This window comes from Candidatus Amoebophilus asiaticus 5a2, assembly GCF_000020565.1.
GTDB lineage: Bacteria > Bacteroidota > Bacteroidia > Cytophagales > Amoebophilaceae > Amoebophilus > Amoebophilus asiaticus.
Window position 1 is genome coordinate 131364 of sequence record NC_010830.1, and the last position, 21652, is coordinate 153015.

Consider the following 21652-nt stretch of genomic DNA (forward strand, 5'->3'; position numbering starts at 1 on the left):
AACATAATTAGCTTTTTTTTGAAAATATAAATACCATTAGTGGTGAAAATTATACACTTTGAATACTTAAAGTGATATTGTTAGGTAAAATATAAAAGAAAAAGCTAGGCTATCCTGTAATTGATACTTTATTTATACTTAAATTATCTTAATTTAAGAACGCCTTTTTTTGTGTGCTATTTGGTAACAACTCTCAAATAAAGAAATTCTATCTACTGAATGGATGAACTTAGCCTCCTTTAGAAACTGTTGTACATAGTTCTTAATTAATTTAAGCATATCCCCAACAGCATTATGGTCCCATTGCAGGTGTCTTAATGCTTCAACAAATAGAATAGCATTACCAGCATTTGAAACCCAATCAGGAATAACCACTATATTATTTTGAAGGCAAAATTTTATAACCTCTATAGATACAAAAGGATTGTTAGCCCCACTAATTATAAATTTTTGGGATTTGTCATCTATAAAATGTTTTATAGCCTGCTCAGTTATACTATATCTGTCTGCGCAAGGACTAAATATATCAGCTTTAACACTATTAAAAAAATTACTAAGTGTTTTCTCATTGCTATTTGTAGCAGTTGTCCAATGATATGTATGACACTGTTCAGGATTAAGTAGGCTTTTTAATGGTAAAAAAGAATCGTATTTAGGAGAGAATTTGGCTTTGATTAAGGGAAGTACGTCAATTCCTTGTGCATTATAAATAAAACCATCCTTATCACAAATACCCACGATAGTAGCAATTTGTAAGTCTTGTAAAAGAAATGCCAAGCTACTACCTACTTTACCAAATCCTTGTATGATTACTTTTGGGGTCTTGCTTGTAACAAATTTTATAGTCTGACAAATAGAATAGCCAGTTGCACAATCTCCAATATTAAATAGTTCATTAAAAGGAGTTGTTATTCTACTAGACATATACGGTGACTGATCTGGAATTTTTTCAACATTACTGATAGATTTTGCTAAACATATAAAAGCTGTAGGTAATCCAAGATTTTTTTTAACAATAGCTTCGATAGCTTCATTTGTAGTATTTAAATCGCCGCCCGTACACCACATACTTTCGATAATGGTTTTATGGTCTATCAAAAATCTAGTTAATACATTTTTAGCTTCAGAATTTTTAGGATTAAATTTAATGCCTCCTTTTGCCCCTCCTATTTGTGGGTCCTTAATTATACAATTTTTATAAGACATGCTTTGTGCTAGATCGGCCACTTCTTGTAACGTAGCATTTTCATGCATAAACAAACCACCACCTGCAATACCGTTTACTAATGTATCTATCACAATCCATCCAATAGCTGATGTTTGCTTATCCTGCCATGAAATAATTTTCGGTAAATGATTATGTTTCTTACAATTAGCTGCTAGGTTATCTAAAATTTGCATAATTTACTACTCTTAATACTTGCTAAACATTACTTGTGCTAATGTATTGTTTTTCATACATTTTGCAACATTTTATTATTGTCTACTTGCATCTCTCCTTTTGCCACTAGAAAAGGGATAAAAGGAGGTAGTTCTTCGATTGTTACTTTTATTTCTAATACTCCTGTCTTACAACTATGATGGGTATAATAATCGTGTAAGCTACTTTCCAAACTTAGAATATCCTCCACACAGCTAGACCAAAGATTCTCTTGACTACCAAGCCCTTTTACTAAATCAGCAATATGAATTTTACCATAGCTTGAAGCAGTTATACGCTTATCAAAGTATAATTGTTGGCGGGTAACACACATGCCATGCATATTATTATTGAAGATTATAAATAAGACAGGTAAATTGTATTCTACAGCTGTTTGTATTTCTAGTCCAGTGATCAGAAACCCTCCATCTCCTGTAAATACCATACTTTTTTGAGCGGCATTGTTTCCTAATTGAGCGCCTATGGCTGCCGGAATAGCATACCCCATTCCTCCCATACCTAGTGCAATGACAGTTTTTATATGTGCTGGAAAATTTAGAAAATGGGAGGTCGCTGCCACACAATTGCCAGCATCAAACAAGACCTGATTCACATTAGGTAGAAACTTTGCTAGACTCTCTATAGCATTACTGACCGACAAGCCTGCATTGCCATGCTGTTTATCAGTAAGAAGGTGGGAATTAGCTTGGATGTGGTTTTCCATTGGAGTGCTCACCTGTACGTACTTGGCTAAGGCAGGCCCGCTATAGTCAGCTAGTACTTGGTCCAAAATAAGTTGTATATCGCCTTCTATGGCTAAATCAACTTGTACTGCAGCACATGCTTTGGTTGAATCAGTACCGAGATAAACTAATGGAGTATTATTTAAGCTACTCATAACACCTGTGGTGGTCATGACCGAACAATCATCTTCAACTACAATAATCAAATCAGCATCATCCTTTATAAAATCATGTGCTTTAAGATGTCCACAAATACCTACCATTCCTAAATAAAGAGGGTGATTATGAGCAAATGCATTAACGTCTGCTAAAGTAGTAACCACCATACAATTAAAAGTATGAGCAAAATTTTTAATTCTCTCAGCAGCTTGATAGTACTTTGCATACTTGCCAACTATCATCAATGGCTTTTGTGCCTGCTGTAATAACTTTCTTAGTGCTAGGATTGAAGATGATTTATGAGGATGGATAGCACGATAATCAATTAAATTCGTAGAAAGGTGGTTAGGGCGCTGGTGTACTTCAGCTTCAAATAAATCGCGAGGGATCAGTAATGCAGTAGGCCCTGGAATTTTATGAAAAGCACTTTTTAATGCTTGTTCAACACTATCCCAAAATTGTTCAGGCCGAGTGATCTTAACTGCATATTTTGTAATAGATTGCCAAAAGGATAACCCATCTAGGGTATTTGTTTTTCCTGAGCAATCCTGAAAAGCACCCTTTCCTTCAAGAAAGGTGGGTGATTGACCAATTATTGCTAACACGGGCACATTATCTGCATAAGACTCGGCTATACCAACGGCAAGGTTGACCATAGCTCCTCCTGATGTCGAACAACATACGCCCAAGGTATTGTGGGTACGTGCATATCCATCAGCCATAAAGGAGGCTGAAAATTCACTCTTTGCTAAAATTGCTGATAGTTTGTTATCCCCTAATCTATAAATCGAATCATGCAGGTGTTCAATATTAGCTCCGCTTACACCAAATATAAATTTAGTATTTAGGTCTTTTAAAAATAAAGTGAGTGCATCAGCTAATATGAGCTTCTCCGGCTTCATATACTACGTAGGGATTTAGAAAAATTTATCATGATCTTTTTATTGGATAAATCTGGTGGATAGCTTAGCATTTTTTAAGAGCTGAACTAGCCTGCCACTTAATAACGCTAGCAGCAGCAAAGTCTCCAGCATGGGAGAAACCAGCCAAGACTATATTATTATTCGGTTGAAAAAGGTTATATTCTATTGCGTATGTGAAGTTAATAGGAATAGCCGCACCAAATAAGTTACCCAGCTCTGCAAAAGTTTGTATATGCTTTTCTGGTGATAATTGTACAGCTTCTCGCCAATTACGCAGAAATAATGCACTAGGCTGTGTAGTAACTAAAAAATCGATGTCATCATGAGTTATCCCTGCTTGTTTACAGGCGGCACTGATTGCCATAGGCACAATCTTGTTGCCTGCAGCTATGGTATGCACAATCTTTGCTTCATTAAAATCAAGGTAAAGTTCTCCATTGCCAGGTTGCCAATGTTTTCTTCCATCCTCACTAGTTCCATACATACTTTCTGCATTTTCTGGATAACAATATTGAACAGTAGATAAAATAGGACTTTCCTCACTAGCTAATATATAAGCTATACCGCAACCATCACCGGGAACACGAGCATGAGGTTTATTTCTAGTGCTTAGTTGCCCAAATATACAACCAGCACTATTTTGTACATTACAAATAATAGCACTTTTTGCTTGGTTATTTTGGATATAGGTCTTGGCTAAATCAAGCATAGTAACAAATGAGATACAGCCGGAATGATGAAAATCGAATACAAACTTAGGTCTAGCACCAATCTTCTTCGCAACTATGGCCCCACAACCCATAAATATTTCTTCTGGTACGCTGACATTCGTCAGGATCATATCAATATCATGTTGAGGTGTTAAATTTAACTCATCAAGTAATTTATTAATAGCCTCTACAATCATATAGGTAGGTGTTTCTGTATCAGAAACATGACGTCTTTGTTTAACCCTTCTAAACATTGGGTTAAGCTCCCTCTCTGCTTCTTCTATAGAAGCAGAGCAAAAAAAATCATTAGTAATGACTCTTTCTGGTAAATAACTTGCAGTCTTAATCAAGCTTACAGTTTGCATGATAATTATTCTATTAAAAAGGATGGTGATTTTTTTGAATTGAGTAATACGTTAAAATCCTTTATGAACTTTTTGATTGGTTATGCCGGTATTCTAGAATATGCTTAAGATTTTGCATTTCAATGTAATGTCCAGCATAGAACATAGGCCATAAATCACCTACCCAAACTGGGCGCGATGGTGGAGCAGTTTCCGAAAAAGGATTATTATCATAATAAGGATGGTGGCAATTGGTCCATAATACTACAGAACCAGGTTTTTTTAATACGGTTTGCGCAGGCACAACACGCATTAAATAAATCATCCATAATTCTTCGCCTTGGTCCCAAGCACAATGGTAATCTACTGTCATGGATTCCCTATTGCTAATTGTTTTTACATAGATTTTCGTGTGAGCACCTATAACATCATTCCCCACGATCTGTTCTGGAACATTTTCATTAGGCCTAAAGTTGCGCAAGCTATAGGTCCATTCAGCCAAATTATAATGATCGGCAAGATATGAAAAGATCTTTTCAGGTGGACAATTAATATACTCTTCAATTGTACAATACTCGCCATATATTTCATCATGAGGGTAGACAGAATGAGTTAGCTCTAATGCTAATTCTTTCATTTCGCTAAAAGGACAATTCTCGATCCTATGTATATGCTTGATATTACTGAACTCAGTTTTAGTCGTATTTAATTCCATTGTGCTTGGGGCTTTATAAGGCCAATTAGTTTTTTCTTTTAAATTATGAATTAAATATGACTCTAATAATAAAGGTTGGTCTGGAGATTAACAAATTTTTTAATAAATTCTATTATTAATAGCTTTAAATTTTACATAGTAATAGATAATGCTAAATGGAAAAAGCTCGCTCTCTTATTGCGTGCTACTAAAGGCAGGCATGGGAAAAATGATCGTAATTTTATTGAGGCTTTATGTTAGATAATTAGAACAGATGCTCCCTTGAGAAACATATCCCCGCTGTTCCATCTTGCATTACTTCTAAATAATGTAGAAGAATTGCCTTTTAAATATTCCTTTTATTTCCAGTTGGATAGCCCTTACTGTTATACATCCTGGTATATATGCATTATAGCGAGTATCCGTTTGTTCTATGATAACTACGTATTCTAAATTGTTTGCCATATCTTATATATTTAATTCTAAAAGTGCCTGGATAGGCTTCGTTTTGATATAAAATGTTATGTTATGTACGCGTATTTACGGACTACCCTATCTACAAAATTATCAATAACGGCTGATTAGTAAATAAAATAAGCGTTTTAAGCTAGCCTTAAAGAATGTAGAACTCTAAAAGGCTGTCTAAAAAGGAGAATTTAGGTAAGAAAAGCAGACAAAATTTTTAAAATTAGTTAGTGAATTTTAAGCGGTCAGATATACTAGTGATTTAACAGATATATAATGGACCAGACTAAAACCATTAGCTATTTATATAGGTCCTTGCCGACCACGTAAATGTAGTATAAGAGAAGTACTAAACCCCATTTTTTTAAAGTATGCAGGCTGTGAATGACATATGCTACTTACCCATTTTCCTTTATGGAAAAGGTTTAGGATTTATACTAACGCTGGCGCTTGAGTAGAAAATGGGGCCTAATTCATGGTAAGCCTCATTTACAAGTAAGAGGAAATCAGGCAAACAAGCATCTCCTAGTACTGACATTATGGATAGTCGTTCTGTTAAAACAGCACGAAAAGGGGTTGAAAGGTTATGGTGCAGCAAAAAAGTAAAAGTCCGTAAGCAGCATATTATTGTTGATACACTATATACTTTGTGTAGTAGTACACAAAGCCCACCTATCAGACTTAAGAGGATGTCATCTTTTACTTATTCACCTTCTTAATGCATTCTCCTCTATCAAACACATATGGGTAGATGGAGGGAGAATACTAGAAAGGATGTATCATTTGGGCTTATGCAGTGCTAGGTTATACTTTACAAGTCATACAACGGCTCTCAAATGGGTTTAGTATTCTAAAAAGCGATGGGTAGTCGAGCGTACGTTTGCTTGGCTAAACTTTTTTAGAAGATTAGCTAAAGGTTATGATCATAATTCCAAATCTTCTGAAACGTATATTAAAATTGTTATGATCAGGCTCATGCTTAAAAGGCTTTTATGACTCATTTTTACCTTTTTAGGCAGCCTCCAATAGGCAAAGCCCCTTGGCAATTTTTAGAGCAACAATGTCAAAAAAATCCTCAGCTTTTTCATCGGCATATTAATACCTTCACTAAGGGACTAAACATTTAATATGGTTACACTTAGGGATATTCGTAGTAGACTTCTTCCGAAGCCTATCACTTAGCTGTGTTTAAATAGGTTTATATCTAGATTTTATGGGGTTTCAGAAAGAATTTAGGGTTTCTCCTTTTAATTTAACAAAGCTATCCTAAATTAACAATATCAGATTCATATTGATGATTGGCTAAAACAGCAGAATACTTTTAACAATTATATTACTGATTTAGAGTTTGAATATGAAACGTTAATTACAAATATGGTGTATATCCTTCATCATCTATTTGTTGTACCAATGTTTTTAAATTTTGAACTTCGTTTCGTGGACAGATAAGAAGTACACCTTGATGTTGTACAATAACCAAACTATCCAGACCATATGTAGCAATCAGCTGTTCCTCGTTTCCTTTTATCAAACAATTACTAGTTAATAAGGTAACAACTTGTCCTTGACAAACATTATTCTTTCTATCCTTATCTAAATGCTCATATAATGCATTCCAAGTACCTAAATCTTTCCATCCAAAATCTTGACATATTAGATACAGCTGGTCTGCTTTTTCTAGAATGCCATGATCAAAAGACGTACTAGGTAATGATTTATATAAGTTTAACAGTGATACCTGGTATTTCTTTTTACTTACATTTAGAAGAAGATTTAACCGTTCAAAAGCAGCCCAAATATGTGGCAAATATGTTTGTAAACTTTTTATAAATACACTTAATTTACCAATGAAAATACCTGTATTCCAAACATAATTACCTTGTGCTATATAAGCCTCAGCTTGAGCTCTAGGAGGCTTTTCTACAAAATCAGTTATAGGTTTAACAGTGCCTTTTTCCTGGTTATCATAACCTATATAACCATATCCTGTTGCTGGATTTTTACATGGCACACCTACTAAGGTAATTGATAAAGAAGTATACTCAGATTGTAAAGCTTGTTGAATAAGATTTATAAATAATTGTTCTTGTTGAATATAGTGGTCAGCTGGCGTTATAACCAAGGTTGCTTCTGGATAATAGTTGTTGATGGTAGCACAAGCATATGCTATACAAGAAGCTGTATTTTTAGAAATAGGCTCACCTAAAATTTGCTGTTTATTTATCCATGGAAGCTGCTTCTTAACTGTTGCCACATGACGTTTCTGGGTAACTACCCATATATTCTGCTGAGGAATAACTTGCATGAACCTTTCAGCTGTGGCTTGTAAAAAAGTTTTTCCGGCACCTAAGAAATCATGGAATTGTTTAGGCATAGATTGGGTACTACAAGGCCAAAGGCGTTGTCCACTGCCACCAGCCATAATGACTATATGGGTATCATATTGCCTATTCATATCTTGAGTTATTAGCTATATTTAGAAATTAGAAAATGTAATTTTCTTTTTACTAATTTTAATACAGCCTACTATACATTTTATAGATCCTTGATTATAGTATAATAATAACTATATATATTCCGATATATCTATAATGTTGGTACTCTCTACCTTGGTAAGCACCCAACTTGATTAAAGCTAAGCCTATGCCTTAGGGAAATATACTCAAACAAAATACTCTGTTTGCTAAATAAATAAAATCTAACTTTAAGCTAAATAATATAATAGCTTACATCGTATACTGATAGGGATATAAACAATTAATTTTGCACCCAATTTAAGGTCTTTTCATCCAAAAATGTAACCTTCTCATTATAATGCTCTTGGATTTGCAAGTTAACAGATGAACCGATCTGAGAATGAGTGTCTTTAAGTTGTATGAGAAGTTCTACTTTTTCTTCAGATTCTAAAGTTTCTTTATGGATATACTTTGACAAGCTAATTGGGGTTTCTGCATCAATTATCTCACCATTAGCTGGATTTGCAAATATAAAAGTTGCAGCATTTTTCCTTTCACTTGCACATTGAATGTACACTTTTTTTATATTGACACGTGCTCCGCTTAAATTCTTAATAGAAAATGTTGCCTGATTACTACCATATATCATCTGACCATCCCGTGGATCTATAATCTTTAGCTGAAGATTTTCTACTACAATAGACGCTGTTGATAGTACAGAATCCATGTATAACAACTCAAACTCAAATTCTGCACTTGGCTGATTATTAAATTTTATAGGCAAGCTAGCATGATCAAAAGTCCTCAAGTTTTCTAATGAGATAAATTTCTCTGTAACCCCACCCAGTGTAACTGGATTGTTACTTATATTTTTATAAGATACTTTTAGAACCTTTTTTGGTAATAAACTACAGTTGTCAATAAAATATCCTATATGATTATCTCTCCTATAATATTCAGCTCGAATATGAGGAGATACCTTTTTCCACTCTATATATAAAAAATCGTATTCTTTTCCTTTATATAATAATTGTAACAAAAATTTAGCTTTTTCATCCTGCCCAGGAGAAATGGTAATTCTTTTAGAAATATGTGTATTGTCTGCTATTGTCCCTAAATCTAGCTCTTGATCTTGGCTATTTTCCTCATCTATACTTAGGCTAGCATGATTACCTTCTACCCTGCTTATAGCTAACTTTAACTGATCAGATTCCGTAATATTGCTTCCCAAATTACTCACCTGCACAGTAAACTCTCTATTTTCTCCATGTATTTCTATTTCTTCCAGTTCTAATATTTTATATTCTTTTAGTTCTAATAGCTTATTTTCTTTGTAGGGTTCTAACTTTAATTTATGAGGAGGTTCTGCTTGCGATTCCCAGCTTACTTGATCCTTTTGTAACGGTTTTCGCTTTTCATCAAGAAGCTCAAAATTTACTTTTAGGTCAAGGACATCCATGCCAGGCGTAAAATTTGGCACAAGCATAATTGGTAGGCTAAAAGATTTATGTTGTTCTACTGATGTAAGATAAAATTCGCTCAACTCCTGATCTAGGCTTGCTTTTCGAACTTCCATTGACATAGCATTTCTATAGGTTATGTAACTATCTTTATTGATACCTGTTGCTGTATAATAAGTAATTTTTAATCTACATTTTTTGAGCCTAGCTTCCGTAAAACCATCTGAAAGTGTAAAATTAATTTTTACTTCTCTCTCACCGGCCTTTAACTTATTAGGTATAACATTCATTACAACAGCTTCTTGCTTCGGTTTCTTATGATCCTTTGGGCCATTAATTAAGGTAGGGAGCCCCTGGTTAGGGTTTGAACAATCACAAGCATTGATGAAGAATAAAAAGACTATACCAAGTGTTATAGTAATGTTTGATGAGGAAATTGTATATAGTTTACTAAAAATTAATCTCATAAAAGCCAATTTTAAAGGTATATTAAGACCCTAATTTAAATACTAAATTGCACAAATAGTATTGATAATGTTATAAAATTATATATCAATGGAATTACCTAAATATAAGTATTATAAAGGCTACTTAGCAGCCTATAAATATCATTTAATGTGTGTTTGTAATCCATTTGGCATATAGCTTTCTCATGTTCTCATTGACATCATGATGGATTAGTTCAATACTAATATGCGGAGTAGGTATAATTTCCTGAGGTATTTTTGTAGGCCACTCGATAAAGCAATAGCCTGTTTCAAAGTAGTATGGGAAATCCATCTCTATGGCTTCTTCTATACTTCCTAACCTATATGCATCTACATGATGCACTAAATTTCCAGAAGTTAAATGGTAAGTATTGATTAACGAAAAGGTGGGGCTAGATATATATTCTCTTATTCCTAGTTGCTTACATATAGCCTGTACAAGTGTGGTTTTACCGGATCCTAGCTCACCTGTAAACAACCAAATTTTACAAGAACCTGCATAACTGAGAAGTTGTTTTGCTGCTTCCTCAAGATTATTTAAATAGGTAATAGTTGAAAGAGGTTCGTATGCTTGCATGGTTTTATATTTTACGCAATACTTATTTGGCTATACTTTAGAGAATGTTAAAAAGTTATTTTTTTACTTCTTCAATGTTAAGATTATGCTAATGCTATTGAGGCCTATTATATTGAATTAGAGATTTATTCTCTGTCCCTAGTCTATGTTAATGCAAGGTTTACCCTTAAATCACCTATGTTATGTAGATTTAAACACTTTAAAGCCAACCAACTAAGAGGTTATGTTTATATTAAAACCTATTTAATTGAATTCTTACATCTACGTAAATAATATATAAGACAAAATATAAATTTATATAGGTATTTGATAAGAGCGAAAGTAAAGTATTAACTTTAATATTGGTTTGTATACAGCTTTTTCTTTATAAAATAAATGCAAGTTTCTATTTATGAATAACTTACATTAACTTATCTAAAAGCATAACTGGTTAGATTGCAGTCAATATTCTTTAAAATTTCGCTCTAGCTAAATGACTCTCTAATAGATTCTTAATTTCTGGTTTATCATTAGCTAAATCCAAAGCTGTTTCTCCATCACCATTACTTATATTAACATCTGCATCTGCTTCTAGTAATTTTTCTAATATATCTTCGTTCGTTAATTTCTTCGCTAGGCTTTCAATTCCATGCATACGCTTAACTATATACATTAATGCAGTAAAGCCTTGCAAATCTCTTTTGTTAACATCAGCTCCTTGCTCTAATAACGTAGAGACTGTATCTGTATCTCCTTTCTGAACTGCGCACATTAAAGCTGTCTCACCTTTATTATTCTGGCCATCCACTTTAGCACCTTTTTCAAGCAATAATTTTATAATCTCTGGTTGTTTGTTTATGATAGCTTCTATAAGATTAGTGTTCCATTCATCTGATCTGTTAAGCTCAGCACCTCTATTTAGTAATTCTTCTACTATTTCTTTAGCTCCCCTTCTAATTGCCCATGGAAGTGCATGTTGTATAAATTTACCTAACTGGTTAATTTGAATATGCTTGTCTAACCTTTTGAACAATAACTTTAACATTGATATATTTTCTTTATCAAATGCTCCCCATAACGCTGTTTCCCCAAACTTATTTTTCAGGTCTATTCTTGCCCCTCTGTTGAGCAATGCCTCTACTATTGCTTGGTCCTTTCCAAAAGTAGCATACATCAAAGCTGTGTTCCCTTCCTGATCTTGCACATTAATATTAGCCCCATTGTTAAGTAAAAGCGCTATTATCTCTTCCCCCTCTAAATTCCAAGACTTTGATACTGCTTCCATCAATGCTGTTCTTCCGTCACCACCTTGAGTATTTACATTTACTCCTGCATCAAGCAAAGCTTTTACTATATCTTTGTATCCACTATATACTGCATGAAGTAATGCCTTACCTCCATGCTGAGTATCCAAGTCAACCCCACTTTTAATTAGTGCCTCTACAATATCTTTTTTCCCATCTATAGCTGCACGTAGCAATGCTGTGGTTCCGTACTTATTCTGAGTATTTACGTTTACTCCTGCCTTAAGTAGTGCTTCTATTATGCTTTGGTGGCCTAACTGTGCTGCTAATAATAAAGGAGTATCTTTAGTAACAGGATCTTGATAGTTGATCGCATCAAACGGAGCATTTTCAATAAGCTTTAATACCTCATCAAAATTCTCTTTCTCTATTGCTTGGTATATAGCATTATCAGCCAATTCATTTTCACATATCAACTCTTTATGCACCATAGACACACCTGCATATAATATATTAAATGAAAACACAGCATGTTTTTGCCCTTTGAAATTGATCGGTAACTCATAAAAGGCTGTATGTGTACCTGTATCCAAATATTCTATATCTACTGTTTGCTCTTTCTCTCCATTTAAGTTCACTTGTTGCTCCTCTATAGATCTGCTTATATTCTTATACTTAACCTGAATTTTATGTCCAGGCAACGTCCCTAAATTAGACACCTGATAAACAATACTCTTTGCTGAAGCATTATAATATAAATTTTTAAAATCTAATTTTATGCCAGGGTTAACGAAAGCATAAGTCTTAGGCTGAAACAAAATCTTATTTTCTGATGATATAAGGGAGACCTCAATCTTTGCAAGTTGTTGAGTGTCTAATTTTAATTTACCTAAGGATAATGCCATAGTGCCTATAGGCAGAGCAGCTATATTCTTTGTCTTTGTTGTACCCTTGTCTAAAATTTCTTCGCCTAATTTAAGTTCATCTGTTTGACTAGTATAATTTAATTGTATGTTTTCTAGTGCTTTTAAACCTATATTTTTAAAGATACATACCAGTTCTTGGGTAGTCTGATCATAAATTACATCTTGAATTATAGCTTCCTGCTCTTTCCAGTTTGCTTCACAACTATTTATGTACTTGCCTACATTATTTAATAATTCAAATTGGTATGTTACTTCTTTAACAGCTGGTCCAGGCAGTATTTCCACTTCTACTTCTAACAACCGAGCTTTAGCATGCAATATAGTACCTTTATTAAATACTGCTAATTGACTTGCTAGGTTGCTCATTTTATGTATTCTCCCTGCAGCATCAGTATAGTTTAGCTGGCTACCATTTCCATCTTGATGTATAAGTGTACTTTTTAGTATAATTTCATCTAATTGAACTTCTTTACTAATATCTATTAGTTGTATGGCAAGTTTTGTCTTTTTAGAATCTCCTATTAATTTATCTGGATAAGCTTTAATACTAAGACTATTTTTTTCTAGGGCAAGACTCCCTTTCTTATTTATGGGCCTACCTTGTTTAGCTGGTTTACCTTGCTTAAAATTGCCACATTTACAAGAAACATTACTGAAAAGTAGTAATAGGGACAATATATAACTTAAGGATAAATACGTGTAATTCTTTGATGTATATACCATAAAATATTTTGTTTATACATAACCTTTAAACTCAATTTTTCCCATATGCATTAAGAAAGCCCTGCAAACGAATTTTAGAAATAATTTTCCAGTTTTTAGTTGATCTGTAATTTGAGACTTGAGGATTTTTCGATAGTTAAATTCTTTACTTACAGAAGAAGCTTGTTCAATGGTAAATGAAGTAATCATAAATAGCATTAAGGAATATAAAGAAACGCTATATGGTTCCTAAGCTAAATGTAAATGGAAAAAGAGCTGCTAAATATTTTTATATCTAGACAGCTCTCTTAAGGAAGTATTAAAATTATATATTTATGCTTTTATAGATACTTCTACACCACTAGGTAACTCTAACTTCATTAATGCATCTATAGTTTTAGAACTATTAGAATAAATATCTATTAGCCTTTTATAAGTGCTTAACTGGAATTGTTCCCTGGACTCTTTATAAACGTGCGGAGAACGTAATACAGTATATACTTCCTTTTTACTAGGAAGTGGTATAGGGCCACTAACAACTGCTTTTGTATTTTTAACAGCTTGTACTATTTTCTCAGCTGATTTATCAATTAAGTTATAGTCGTAGGATTTTAATTTTATACGAATTTTTTGGGCCATATTTATTATTTATTTGCTGTTCCTTTTACTTTTTCTACAATACTATCTGCGAGTTGCTTAGGGACTTGTTCATAACGAGAAAAAGTCAATGTAGCTGCCGCACGACCAGAGGTAATTGTACGAAGATCTGTTACATAACCAAACAGCTCTGACAAAGGTACGTCTGCTTTAACAACTTGTGTATTTCCTTTAGCATCCATACCACGCATAATACCTCTACGTTTATTTAAATCTCCAGTTACAGGACCGGTAAACTCGTCGGGCGTAGTTACTTCTACTGCCATGATAGGCTCCATAATTACTGGACTAGCTTTCTTAGCAGCTTCTTTAAAACCAATACGTGCTGCCAATTCAAAAGATAGCGAGTCAGAGTCTACTTCATGGAACGAACCATGTATAAGTTTTACCTTCATAGATTCTACCGGGTAACTTGCTAATGGGCCATTAGCCATAGCAGCGGCAAACCCTTTTTGTATAGCTGGTATGAATTCTCTTGGGATAGCTCCTCCAACAATTTCATTAGTAAACTGCAACCCCATTTGACCATCTTCTCTAGGCCCTAATTCAAACACAATATCAGCAAATTTACCTCTACCACCTGTCTGCTTTTTATAAACCTCTTTATGCTCTATAGTAGAAGTAAGGGCTTCTTTATAAGCTACTTGTGGTGCACCTTGGTTAATCTCTAATTTAAACTCTCTTCTGAGCCTATCAATAATAATTTCTAAGTGTAGCTCACCCATACCTTTCATAACCGTCTGCCCAGTCTCTTCGTTGGTTTCAACATGCAACGTAGGGTCCTCCTCTACTAACTTTGAAATAGCCATAGAAAGTTTATCTACATCTGCTTGCTTTTTAGGCTCAATAGAATAGCCAATCACAGGTTCTGGGAAAACAATACTCTCAAGTATAATTTTGTTTTTTTCATCAGTTAAGGTATCACCGGTTCTGATATCTTTGAATCCCACAGCTGCGCATATATCACCTGCTTCTATACTATCTATAGGATTTTGTTTATTGGCATGCATTTGCATTAGCCTAGATATACGTTCTTTTTTTCCTGTTCTATTATTATAGACATAAGAGCTACCATCTAGCTTACCAGAATAAACGCGCATAAAAGCCAATCGTCCTACAAAAGGATCAGTTGCAATTTTAAATGCTAACGCTGCAAAAGGTTCGTTTACATCAGGCTTTCTTATTTGCTTTTCTTCTGTATCTGGATTAGTTCCTTGTACAGGAGGTAGGTCTAAAGGAGAAGGCAAATAAGTACAAACAGCATCTAGTAAGGCTTGTACCCCTTTGTTTTTAAAGGATGCTCCACATAATACCGGGCTGATAGACATATCTATAACAGCCTTACGTATAGCTACCATTATTTCTTCTGTTGTAATGGTATTAGGATCGTTAAAATACTTTTCTAATAACACTTCATCATATTCAGCAACACTTTCCATTAATTTTTGACGATACTCCTCTACTGTTTCTTTTAGGTCTTCTGGTATAGGTACTACCTGGTAAGTCATACCTAAATCTTCATCATTCCAAATGATGGCTTGGTTACGGATTAGGTCTACAACACCTTTAAAGGTATCTTCACTACCTATAGGTATTTGTAAAGGAATAGGATTAGCACCCAGCTTACTTTTTATTTCTGAAACTGCATTAAAAAAATCAGCGCCAGCCCGGTCCATTTTATTGACAAAGCATATTCTAGGGACTCTATACTTATCAGCTTGTCGCCAAACAGTTTCTGACTGAGGCTCTACACCGGATACAGCACAGAAAAGTGCAACGGCTCCATCTAAAACACGTAATGAGCGCTCCACTTCTACTGTAAAATCTACGTGGCCAGGCGTATCAATAATATTAATGCTATATTGTTGTGTATCCTTGGTAACTTGCCCTTGTACAGTGGGATATTTCCAAAATGTAGTAGTAGCTGCGGCAGTAATTGTAATTCCTCGCTCCTGCTCTTGCTCCATCCAATCCATAACAGCACCGCCTTCATGTACTTCTCCTATTTTGTGGGTAAGGCCAGTATAGTATAATATACGTTCGGTAGTAGTAGTTTTACCGGCATCAATGTGGGCCATGATGCCTATATTTCTTAAAAATTTTAGATCTTTGGCCATAATTAAATTTTAAAGTGCGAGAATGCTCTATTAGACTCTGCCATTTTGTGCATATCAGCCTTCTTCTTAACTGACTTACCTTCTCCTTGAGAAGCAGCTATTATCTCATAGGCTAATCTTTCTTGCATAGTTTTCTCTCCACGCAATCTAGCTTGTTCGAGCATCCATTTTATACCCAAAGATATTCTACGTTCAGGACGAACTTCTATAGGAACTTGTAGTGTAGCACCTCCTACACGTCTTCTTTTCACTTCTACAGAAGGAAAAACATTACTTAAAGCTTTCTTCCACACTTCTAGGCCAGACTCTCCTGTTTTATCACCTACAATATCTACAGCGCTATAAAATATATCATAAGCCAGGTTTTTCTTACCTCCTTTCATGAGGTTATTTACAAATCTGGTTACAAGCGTGTCTTTATATTTAGGGTCCGGTAATAAGGTTCTTTTTTTAGGGCTACCTTTTCTCATGGTATTAACTTATTGAGTGAACAATTACTTATTTCTTTTTTGATTTAGCTGCTGCTGCCTGCTTAGCGGCGCCTTTTTTCGCACCATATCTCGATCTACTTTGTATACGTCCGTTAACGCCTGCAGTATCTAAAGTGCCACGTATGATACGGTAGTTGATACCTGGCAAGTCGTTTACTCCACCTCCTTGAATTAATACAGCAGAGTGCTCTTGCAGATTATGTCCTTCACCAGGAATATAAACGTTAACCTCCTTTCCATTAGACAGCCTTACTTTAGCCACCTTCTTCATAGAAGAATTAGGCTTCCTAGGCTTCATTGTAGTTACCTTGGTACAGATACCTCTTCTTTGTGGGCATCCTCCCAAAGCAGGGGACTTAGAGTTATACTTTATTTTCTTTCTTCCTTTTCTGATTAATTGTTGTATGGTTGCCATGTAGCCGTAATTTAAAAAAGTATACTTGCCTTTATAAAGACAGTTTATTGATTTGCAAAATTAATTAAAACAAATCAATTAAGCCAAATAAAAAACGTATGTATTGTAAATTGACAGGAAAATTGTAACATAAATACAATAATAGCTCTTGTAAGCTATATATACTTACAAGCATTATCTTCCCAAAGATAAGAAAGATTATCGAGATAGGCTTAGGAAACACATTATTTTTATTTCTACCTATTAAGTATTAAGTGTAACACTAAAGTAATAGCAGGACTATTATATCTCTAATTGCATATAATATTTCTAATAATAACAATAGCTTGGTTACTTAATTAACCTAAGTTGCTAGTTAAGAAAAGCTTTGTTGATTTGAAAAGCTAGCAAGAACAAGAGTATTTTGATCAGAAAGCCTTGGAAGGTAACAGCATGAATCTTCCTTAAGAAAAGGCCTTTAATGCCACTAATGCTGGTCTCTATCACTTTTCGCATGCGCTCTTTGAGATAAGCCAGAGAAGGCGTATCCTTTCGATGAGCATTAGATTTACGCTGAGAATAAAGCTTAATCCTATCATCAGCCAACATATCTTCTAGATGGTAGTTAGTATAAGCCGAGTCAGCATAAAGTGCACTACCAGCAGGCATAGAAAAGGGCAGTTGGTGCAATCCTTTTACATCCGCTTGGCTGCCAGCTACTATTGAGAATTCGACCGGAATACCACAATCAGTAGTAATAAGCTGCACTTTAATGCCATAAAAGTAACGGCGCATAGAGGCTTTGTAGCCTCTGTAAGCTTCACTTTGTAATAGTTTACATCTGCTAATACGTATGTTATCGCACACAGGCACAGGAAATGAATCCAATACAAAGTCCTTACAAGTGGCTACTTGCTTGATTAAAGTGCCTATTTCTAAAAAGAGCGAAGTTATCTCTTCTCCTATAGCATGCAAGCGGCGATTGTACCTACTTTTATCGAGCATGTTAGGGATAAGCTTAGTGGAATGCATAAACGATCGAGCTTTGTCAAGATGTCCGCCAAAGTATAAGGCTGAGATGATAGCTGTTGTGAGTACTTCTGCATCCGACAACTTCCTTTTTTTATCTTCTTGATGATGTAAATACTTGAGTAAAGTATCAATAAATGAGTATATTGCTATTGATTTTTCAATCATAATGACCTCCGATTTATTGGTTTAAGACAAAAACAAGATCGGAGGTTTTTTACTCTTTGCCTTATCTATTACTAGCAACTTAGGTTATTTATGAGGTATAAGACCAAATTTCTATTCGGTTATAACCAACTATTCAAATAAACACTTTCTTTTCGATGGTAAATTCCTGAAGCTATTAGTTAAAAGTACAATAAGCTAACTCTCATAATTGTTACAGTACAAATATTTAACAATTAAACATAAGTGTGCCAGCCACAAATATTTAAGTGTGTGAATAATTTATGCTCATTAAATTATTAAATAAAAAACTTTACCTATAAGAATAAACAGTAACTTAACGAGCATCTTTATTATAAAAGTTAGCGTTAGCTTAAAAATATTTTAATTTTTCACTTAAAAATAATTTTAAGCAAAACGCATAACCTTCTCTTATTGGAGTATTACTTATTATAGTTTATAGTATACTTCTATTTACTATCAACCATCTGTACTCCTACTCGTTAACTTAATCTTTGAGCGATTGATTCTATATAGACAAGAATTAATTATAATTATGTACACTCTTTGAACTTTCTATTTTCTTGAGATCACTTAATATTTGTTTTAGGTGATCACTTTTTATAGAACGAACATATCTATTATAAGCGGTTTTCCATGGGCCAAATTCACGTGGCAAGCTACTCCAAGGCGATCCCGTACGCATAACCCAGCATACAGCCTCTAAAAACATTCTATCATCTTTTCCCCTTTTAAGTTTAGTACTACTGAAAAAAGGTTCAAACTTTTTCCAAATAGAGTCAGTTATTACAGGTTTTAGCATAAGAATTATTTTTAAGTTTTAAATAATTAAGTTTATTTTTTTATCAAAATCAATACTTATACCATTATATGTGCTTAAAAAAAACGACTATTTCTTGGCACACAAGAAAAGTAGCTAAGTTGCTAAACATATTTTTGACACTGTTGTTGCTAGGAACGTTTACAATTAATCCCCTGTTATACAGTTGTAGTTGTATTAGCAGTGATCAGAAGACAATTGAGGTTTGCTTTACCCCTGGCGGACGATGTATTTATTTAATAGAAAAAGCCATTGCAGAAGCACATGAAGAAATTCTTGTACAAGCCTATTATTTTACTTCTAACCGTATTGCGGAGGCGCTTATTGCAGCTCATTTGAAGGGAGTAAGAGTTAAAATATTAGTGGATCGCTCGCAGTTGGTTCAGAGAGGGTCGCAATTAAAAAGATTATCTGAAAATGGTATTATTATCTTTATTGATAAGGTAACTGGTGTAGCACATAATAAAGTGATGGTTATTGATGATAAATATGTACTTACTGGCTCTTATAACTGGACGCATAACGCAGAGTATAAAAATGCCGAAAACCTACTATTAATTTATGATAAACACACAAACAGAATTTATAGGCAAAATTGGGAACAACGGGTACAACAAAGCACAAATTATTTAGCTAGCGTATATTGAGATAATGCTAAATAAAGCCTGAAAAATTATGATATGCGAAACACTAAATTGCTAAAAAGATTATTGAAACCAATATAAAAATACAAGTGGCAAAGCCTATTTTTTTTAAAATTTGCTTAGGTGAAGGTATATTATGAGCAAATCTAACTCGGATTAGATCCTAATTTGAGAAGTCAGTAAAGAGCATTGTACCAATAATCTATGTATTTTAATAAAATACGGCTTGATAATGGTCTTTAACGTATTAAGTAGTTACCAAATAGACTACACAGATTATAAGCGATATCGACAGAGGCCAAACGACTCCTGTCGATACAACCGCTATATATAGTTTTTCAAGGTATAAAATAATTTATACTAGTTTTATTGTGCTGCTTTAGGCTTAATCCTTTCATCTAGACCTTCACCTAAGTGATATTTTGAATAGTCATTTGGTATTTTATTTCTTTTATTGGGTATGTTTATATTAGCACCCTTATCTAACAACAATTTTATTCCCCCTCTATTAGTTCCAAGAACAGCTAAATGTAACGGAGTACTTCCATTTACATCTTGTACATTTATATCAAGTCCTTTTTCTATTAGCTTTTCTGCTTCTTCATTCAAACTATAAGCAATAGCTATATGCAAAAGGCTACGTCTATTTCTTCCAAATTTATAATTCAATGCTTTATCTAAATTTCTTGTAATCAGTTCATTCAATAAGAATTTCAACATTAGAGCTGCTGCGAAAGAGATAAAATAAAGTAGGAATTTGAATAAAACAGAGAGAGAATCTTGCCAGTAGCGATGCTATTTGTTAAAAAGCATGCTTGAAGTTTATCATACCCGCTATAATATTAAAGCGCAGGTTATATTTCTTCTGAAAGTTACGGTAAACTTCTGACATAATCTTAAATACCTTGATCTCTCTTATCTTATGCTCTACCTTCATACGTATGGAGGATAGCTTTCTGTTATGTTCTTTCTGCTCCTTGGTTAATGGCCGCTTACGGCTCTTTTTGTAGGGTATCATGACATTGCTCTGTATCTTTTGCCAGCCTTGATAACCACTATCTGCTAGCTTTAAGCTTTCTTTAGGTAAGAGTTTTTCTCCTTTACGGATTTTAAAGTCATGCACTTTTCCTTTATGAGATTTGGATACAGAGAGTATTTTTCCATCTTCTCCCATCACTATCTCTGTTTTTATAGTATGTCTCTTTTTCTTGCCTGAATATGATTTCTTTTGCTTTTTACTAGGTCTTTGCGTAGGCTGTTCACTCACATCTGCTAATATGCGCAATACCTTTTCTGAGGTTAAGCTGCGATCTTTTTTAATGCTAATCTTCTTAGCTAGTAATGGCTCCATTTTTCGCGAGCAAGCGGCATATGTTAGAGTTGTGTAAGTTAAACAAATAGCCTAAAAACACATGGCTAATATAAGTGCGATAATACATGAGTACACAGAGCAATTTATCTTCCAAGGTAGGTAAATGACTCATCCTACCATGGCGCAGCTTACTCGATTCTAGCTCTTCAAAGAGAGGCCTTACTTTTAAAACTAATTTATCAAATGTTTCTATACTTAAGCCAGTTATTCTTCTAAAGTTATAGGGATGTTTGCTTATCCTGGTGTACGTTAAATGCATACTTATTCCTTTTATATAATAAGAATTACATCTTAACCCTTTTTATCTTCTTTGTCAACCTTTTTCGCAGCAGTTCTAATACTATGTTCTTTTCGCGAAATACAAAATCTAGTACTGAGCCCTCATCATGTAGATCATTATCAGGAACAATTGTAATATCAGCCCCTCGATCTAATAAAGCACGTATTATATCAATGTTTAGTTTTTTCTGCTCTGGAGTATGTTGCCAACGTACAAGATGGTCTATGAGCTCCCCCAAAGCAGTAGGATGATAGTGATATTCGATACCCATTTGATTAACATTTACGGCTTCACCATCTTTTAGCTTGGTTAATAGATCTTTTAGAAAAGATGATATACCATTAGCATAGTTAACCATTTCTTGAGTAATTA

17 protein-coding genes and 2 pseudogenes are annotated in these 21652 nt (G+C 34.1%); 2 read left to right on the top strand and 17 right to left on the bottom strand.

Annotation, left to right across the window (positions count from 1 at the left end; genetic code table 11):
* Positions 1–153: 153 nt before the first annotated feature.
* From AASI_RS00560 to AASI_RS00575, 4 genes are all read right to left on the bottom strand, one after another.
* Positions 154–1401, bottom strand: a complete 1248-nt coding sequence (locus tag AASI_RS00560) for a Glu/Leu/Phe/Val dehydrogenase dimerization domain-containing protein (RefSeq protein WP_012472331.1) — start codon at positions 1399–1401, stop codon at positions 154–156.
* Positions 1402–1454: 53 nt separating this feature from the next.
* On the bottom strand, positions 1455–3224 hold the full coding sequence (locus AASI_RS00565) for a thiamine pyrophosphate-binding protein (protein ID WP_012472332.1): 1770 nt from the start codon (positions 3222–3224) through the stop codon (positions 1455–1457).
* 64 nt (positions 3225–3288) lie between these two features.
* A complete protein-coding gene (locus AASI_RS00570) occupies positions 3289–4305 on the bottom strand; it encodes a 3-oxoacyl-ACP synthase III family protein (protein WP_187146275.1) in 1017 nt (338 codons plus the stop codon).
* Between the two features lie 76 nt (positions 4306–4381).
* Positions 4382–5014, bottom strand: coding sequence for a hypothetical protein (locus tag AASI_RS00575; protein ID WP_044282698.1), 633 nt, complete (start codon positions 5012–5014; stop codon positions 4382–4384).
* Positions 5015–5759: 745 nt separating this feature from the next.
* On the opposite strand from AASI_RS00575, the pseudogene AASI_RS07845 reads away from it, so the two are divergent.
* Positions 5760–6454, top strand: a pseudogene (locus tag AASI_RS07845) (transposase).
* A gap of 370 nt (positions 6455–6824) precedes the next feature.
* Here the strand turns inward: AASI_RS07845 and AASI_RS00580 are convergent.
* The 10 genes from AASI_RS00580 to AASI_RS00630 form a co-directional block, all read right to left on the bottom strand.
* Positions 6825–7913: a mannose-1-phosphate guanylyltransferase gene (locus tag AASI_RS00580; protein WP_012472337.1), complete on the bottom strand. Its 1089-nt coding sequence runs from the start codon at positions 7911–7913 to the stop codon at positions 6825–6827.
* A gap of 302 nt (positions 7914–8215) precedes the next feature.
* Positions 8216–9841, bottom strand: a complete 1626-nt coding sequence (locus AASI_RS00585) for a hypothetical protein (protein ID WP_012472338.1) — start codon at positions 9839–9841, stop codon at positions 8216–8218.
* A 145-nt stretch (positions 9842–9986) separates the two neighbouring features.
* A complete protein-coding gene (tsaE, locus tag AASI_RS00590) occupies positions 9987–10439 on the bottom strand; it encodes a tRNA (adenosine(37)-N6)-threonylcarbamoyltransferase complex ATPase subunit type 1 TsaE (RefSeq protein WP_012472339.1) in 453 nt (150 codons plus the stop codon).
* Positions 10440–10890: 451 nt separating this feature from the next.
* Positions 10891–13311 carry an ankyrin repeat domain-containing protein gene (locus tag AASI_RS00595; RefSeq protein WP_083758787.1) on the bottom strand — a complete coding sequence of 807 codons (2421 nt, stop codon included), beginning with the start codon at positions 13309–13311 and terminating at the stop codon, positions 10891–10893.
* A gap of 312 nt (positions 13312–13623) precedes the next feature.
* Complete coding sequence (rpsJ, locus tag AASI_RS00605) at positions 13624–13929, bottom strand: 30S ribosomal protein S10 (RefSeq protein ID WP_012472342.1); 306 nt, start codon at positions 13927–13929, stop codon at positions 13624–13626.
* Positions 13930–13934: 5 nt separating this feature from the next.
* Positions 13935–16064: an elongation factor G gene (gene fusA / locus AASI_RS00610; protein WP_012472343.1), complete on the bottom strand. Its 2130-nt coding sequence runs from the start codon at positions 16062–16064 to the stop codon at positions 13935–13937.
* A 2-nt stretch (positions 16065–16066) separates the two neighbouring features.
* Positions 16067–16534 carry a 30S ribosomal protein S7 gene (gene rpsG, locus AASI_RS00615; protein WP_012472344.1) on the bottom strand — a complete coding sequence of 156 codons (468 nt, stop codon included), beginning with the start codon at positions 16532–16534 and terminating at the stop codon, positions 16067–16069.
* A gap of 28 nt (positions 16535–16562) precedes the next feature.
* Entirely contained in the window at positions 16563–16970 is a 408-nt protein-coding gene (gene rpsL / locus AASI_RS00620; protein ID WP_012472345.1) for a 30S ribosomal protein S12, read from the bottom strand.
* A 351-nt stretch (positions 16971–17321) separates the two neighbouring features.
* On the bottom strand, positions 17322–18146 hold the full coding sequence (locus AASI_RS00625; protein ID WP_012472346.1) for an IS982-like element ISCaa5 family transposase: 825 nt from the start codon (positions 18144–18146) through the stop codon (positions 17322–17324).
* A 541-nt stretch (positions 18147–18687) separates the two neighbouring features.
* Complete coding sequence (locus AASI_RS00630) at positions 18688–18966, bottom strand: transposase (protein ID WP_012472347.1); 279 nt, start codon at positions 18964–18966, stop codon at positions 18688–18690.
* Between the two features lie 68 nt (positions 18967–19034).
* Here AASI_RS00630 and AASI_RS00635 point away from each other — a divergent pair, with 68 nt between their 5' ends.
* Positions 19035–19631, top strand: coding sequence for a phospholipase D family nuclease (locus AASI_RS00635; protein ID WP_012472348.1), 597 nt, complete (start codon positions 19035–19037; stop codon positions 19629–19631).
* A gap of 363 nt (positions 19632–19994) precedes the next feature.
* Here the strand turns inward: AASI_RS00635 and AASI_RS00640 are convergent, their stop codons facing one another.
* The 3 genes and pseudogenes from AASI_RS00640 to AASI_RS00655 all read right to left on the bottom strand — a co-directional run bounded on the left by AASI_RS00640 (position 19995) and on the right by AASI_RS00655 (position 21638).
* Positions 19995–20348 carry an ankyrin repeat domain-containing protein gene (locus AASI_RS00640; protein WP_012472349.1) on the bottom strand — a complete coding sequence of 118 codons (354 nt, stop codon included), beginning with the start codon at positions 20346–20348 and terminating at the stop codon, positions 19995–19997.
* Positions 20349–20430: 82 nt separating this feature from the next.
* Positions 20431–21259, bottom strand: a pseudogene (locus AASI_RS00645) (transposase family protein).
* A 25-nt stretch (positions 21260–21284) separates the two neighbouring features.
* On the bottom strand, positions 21285–21638 hold the full coding sequence (locus tag AASI_RS00655; RefSeq protein WP_012472350.1) for a pepsin/retropepsin-like aspartic protease family protein: 354 nt from the start codon (positions 21636–21638) through the stop codon (positions 21285–21287).
* Positions 21639–21652: the final 14 nt, after the last annotated feature.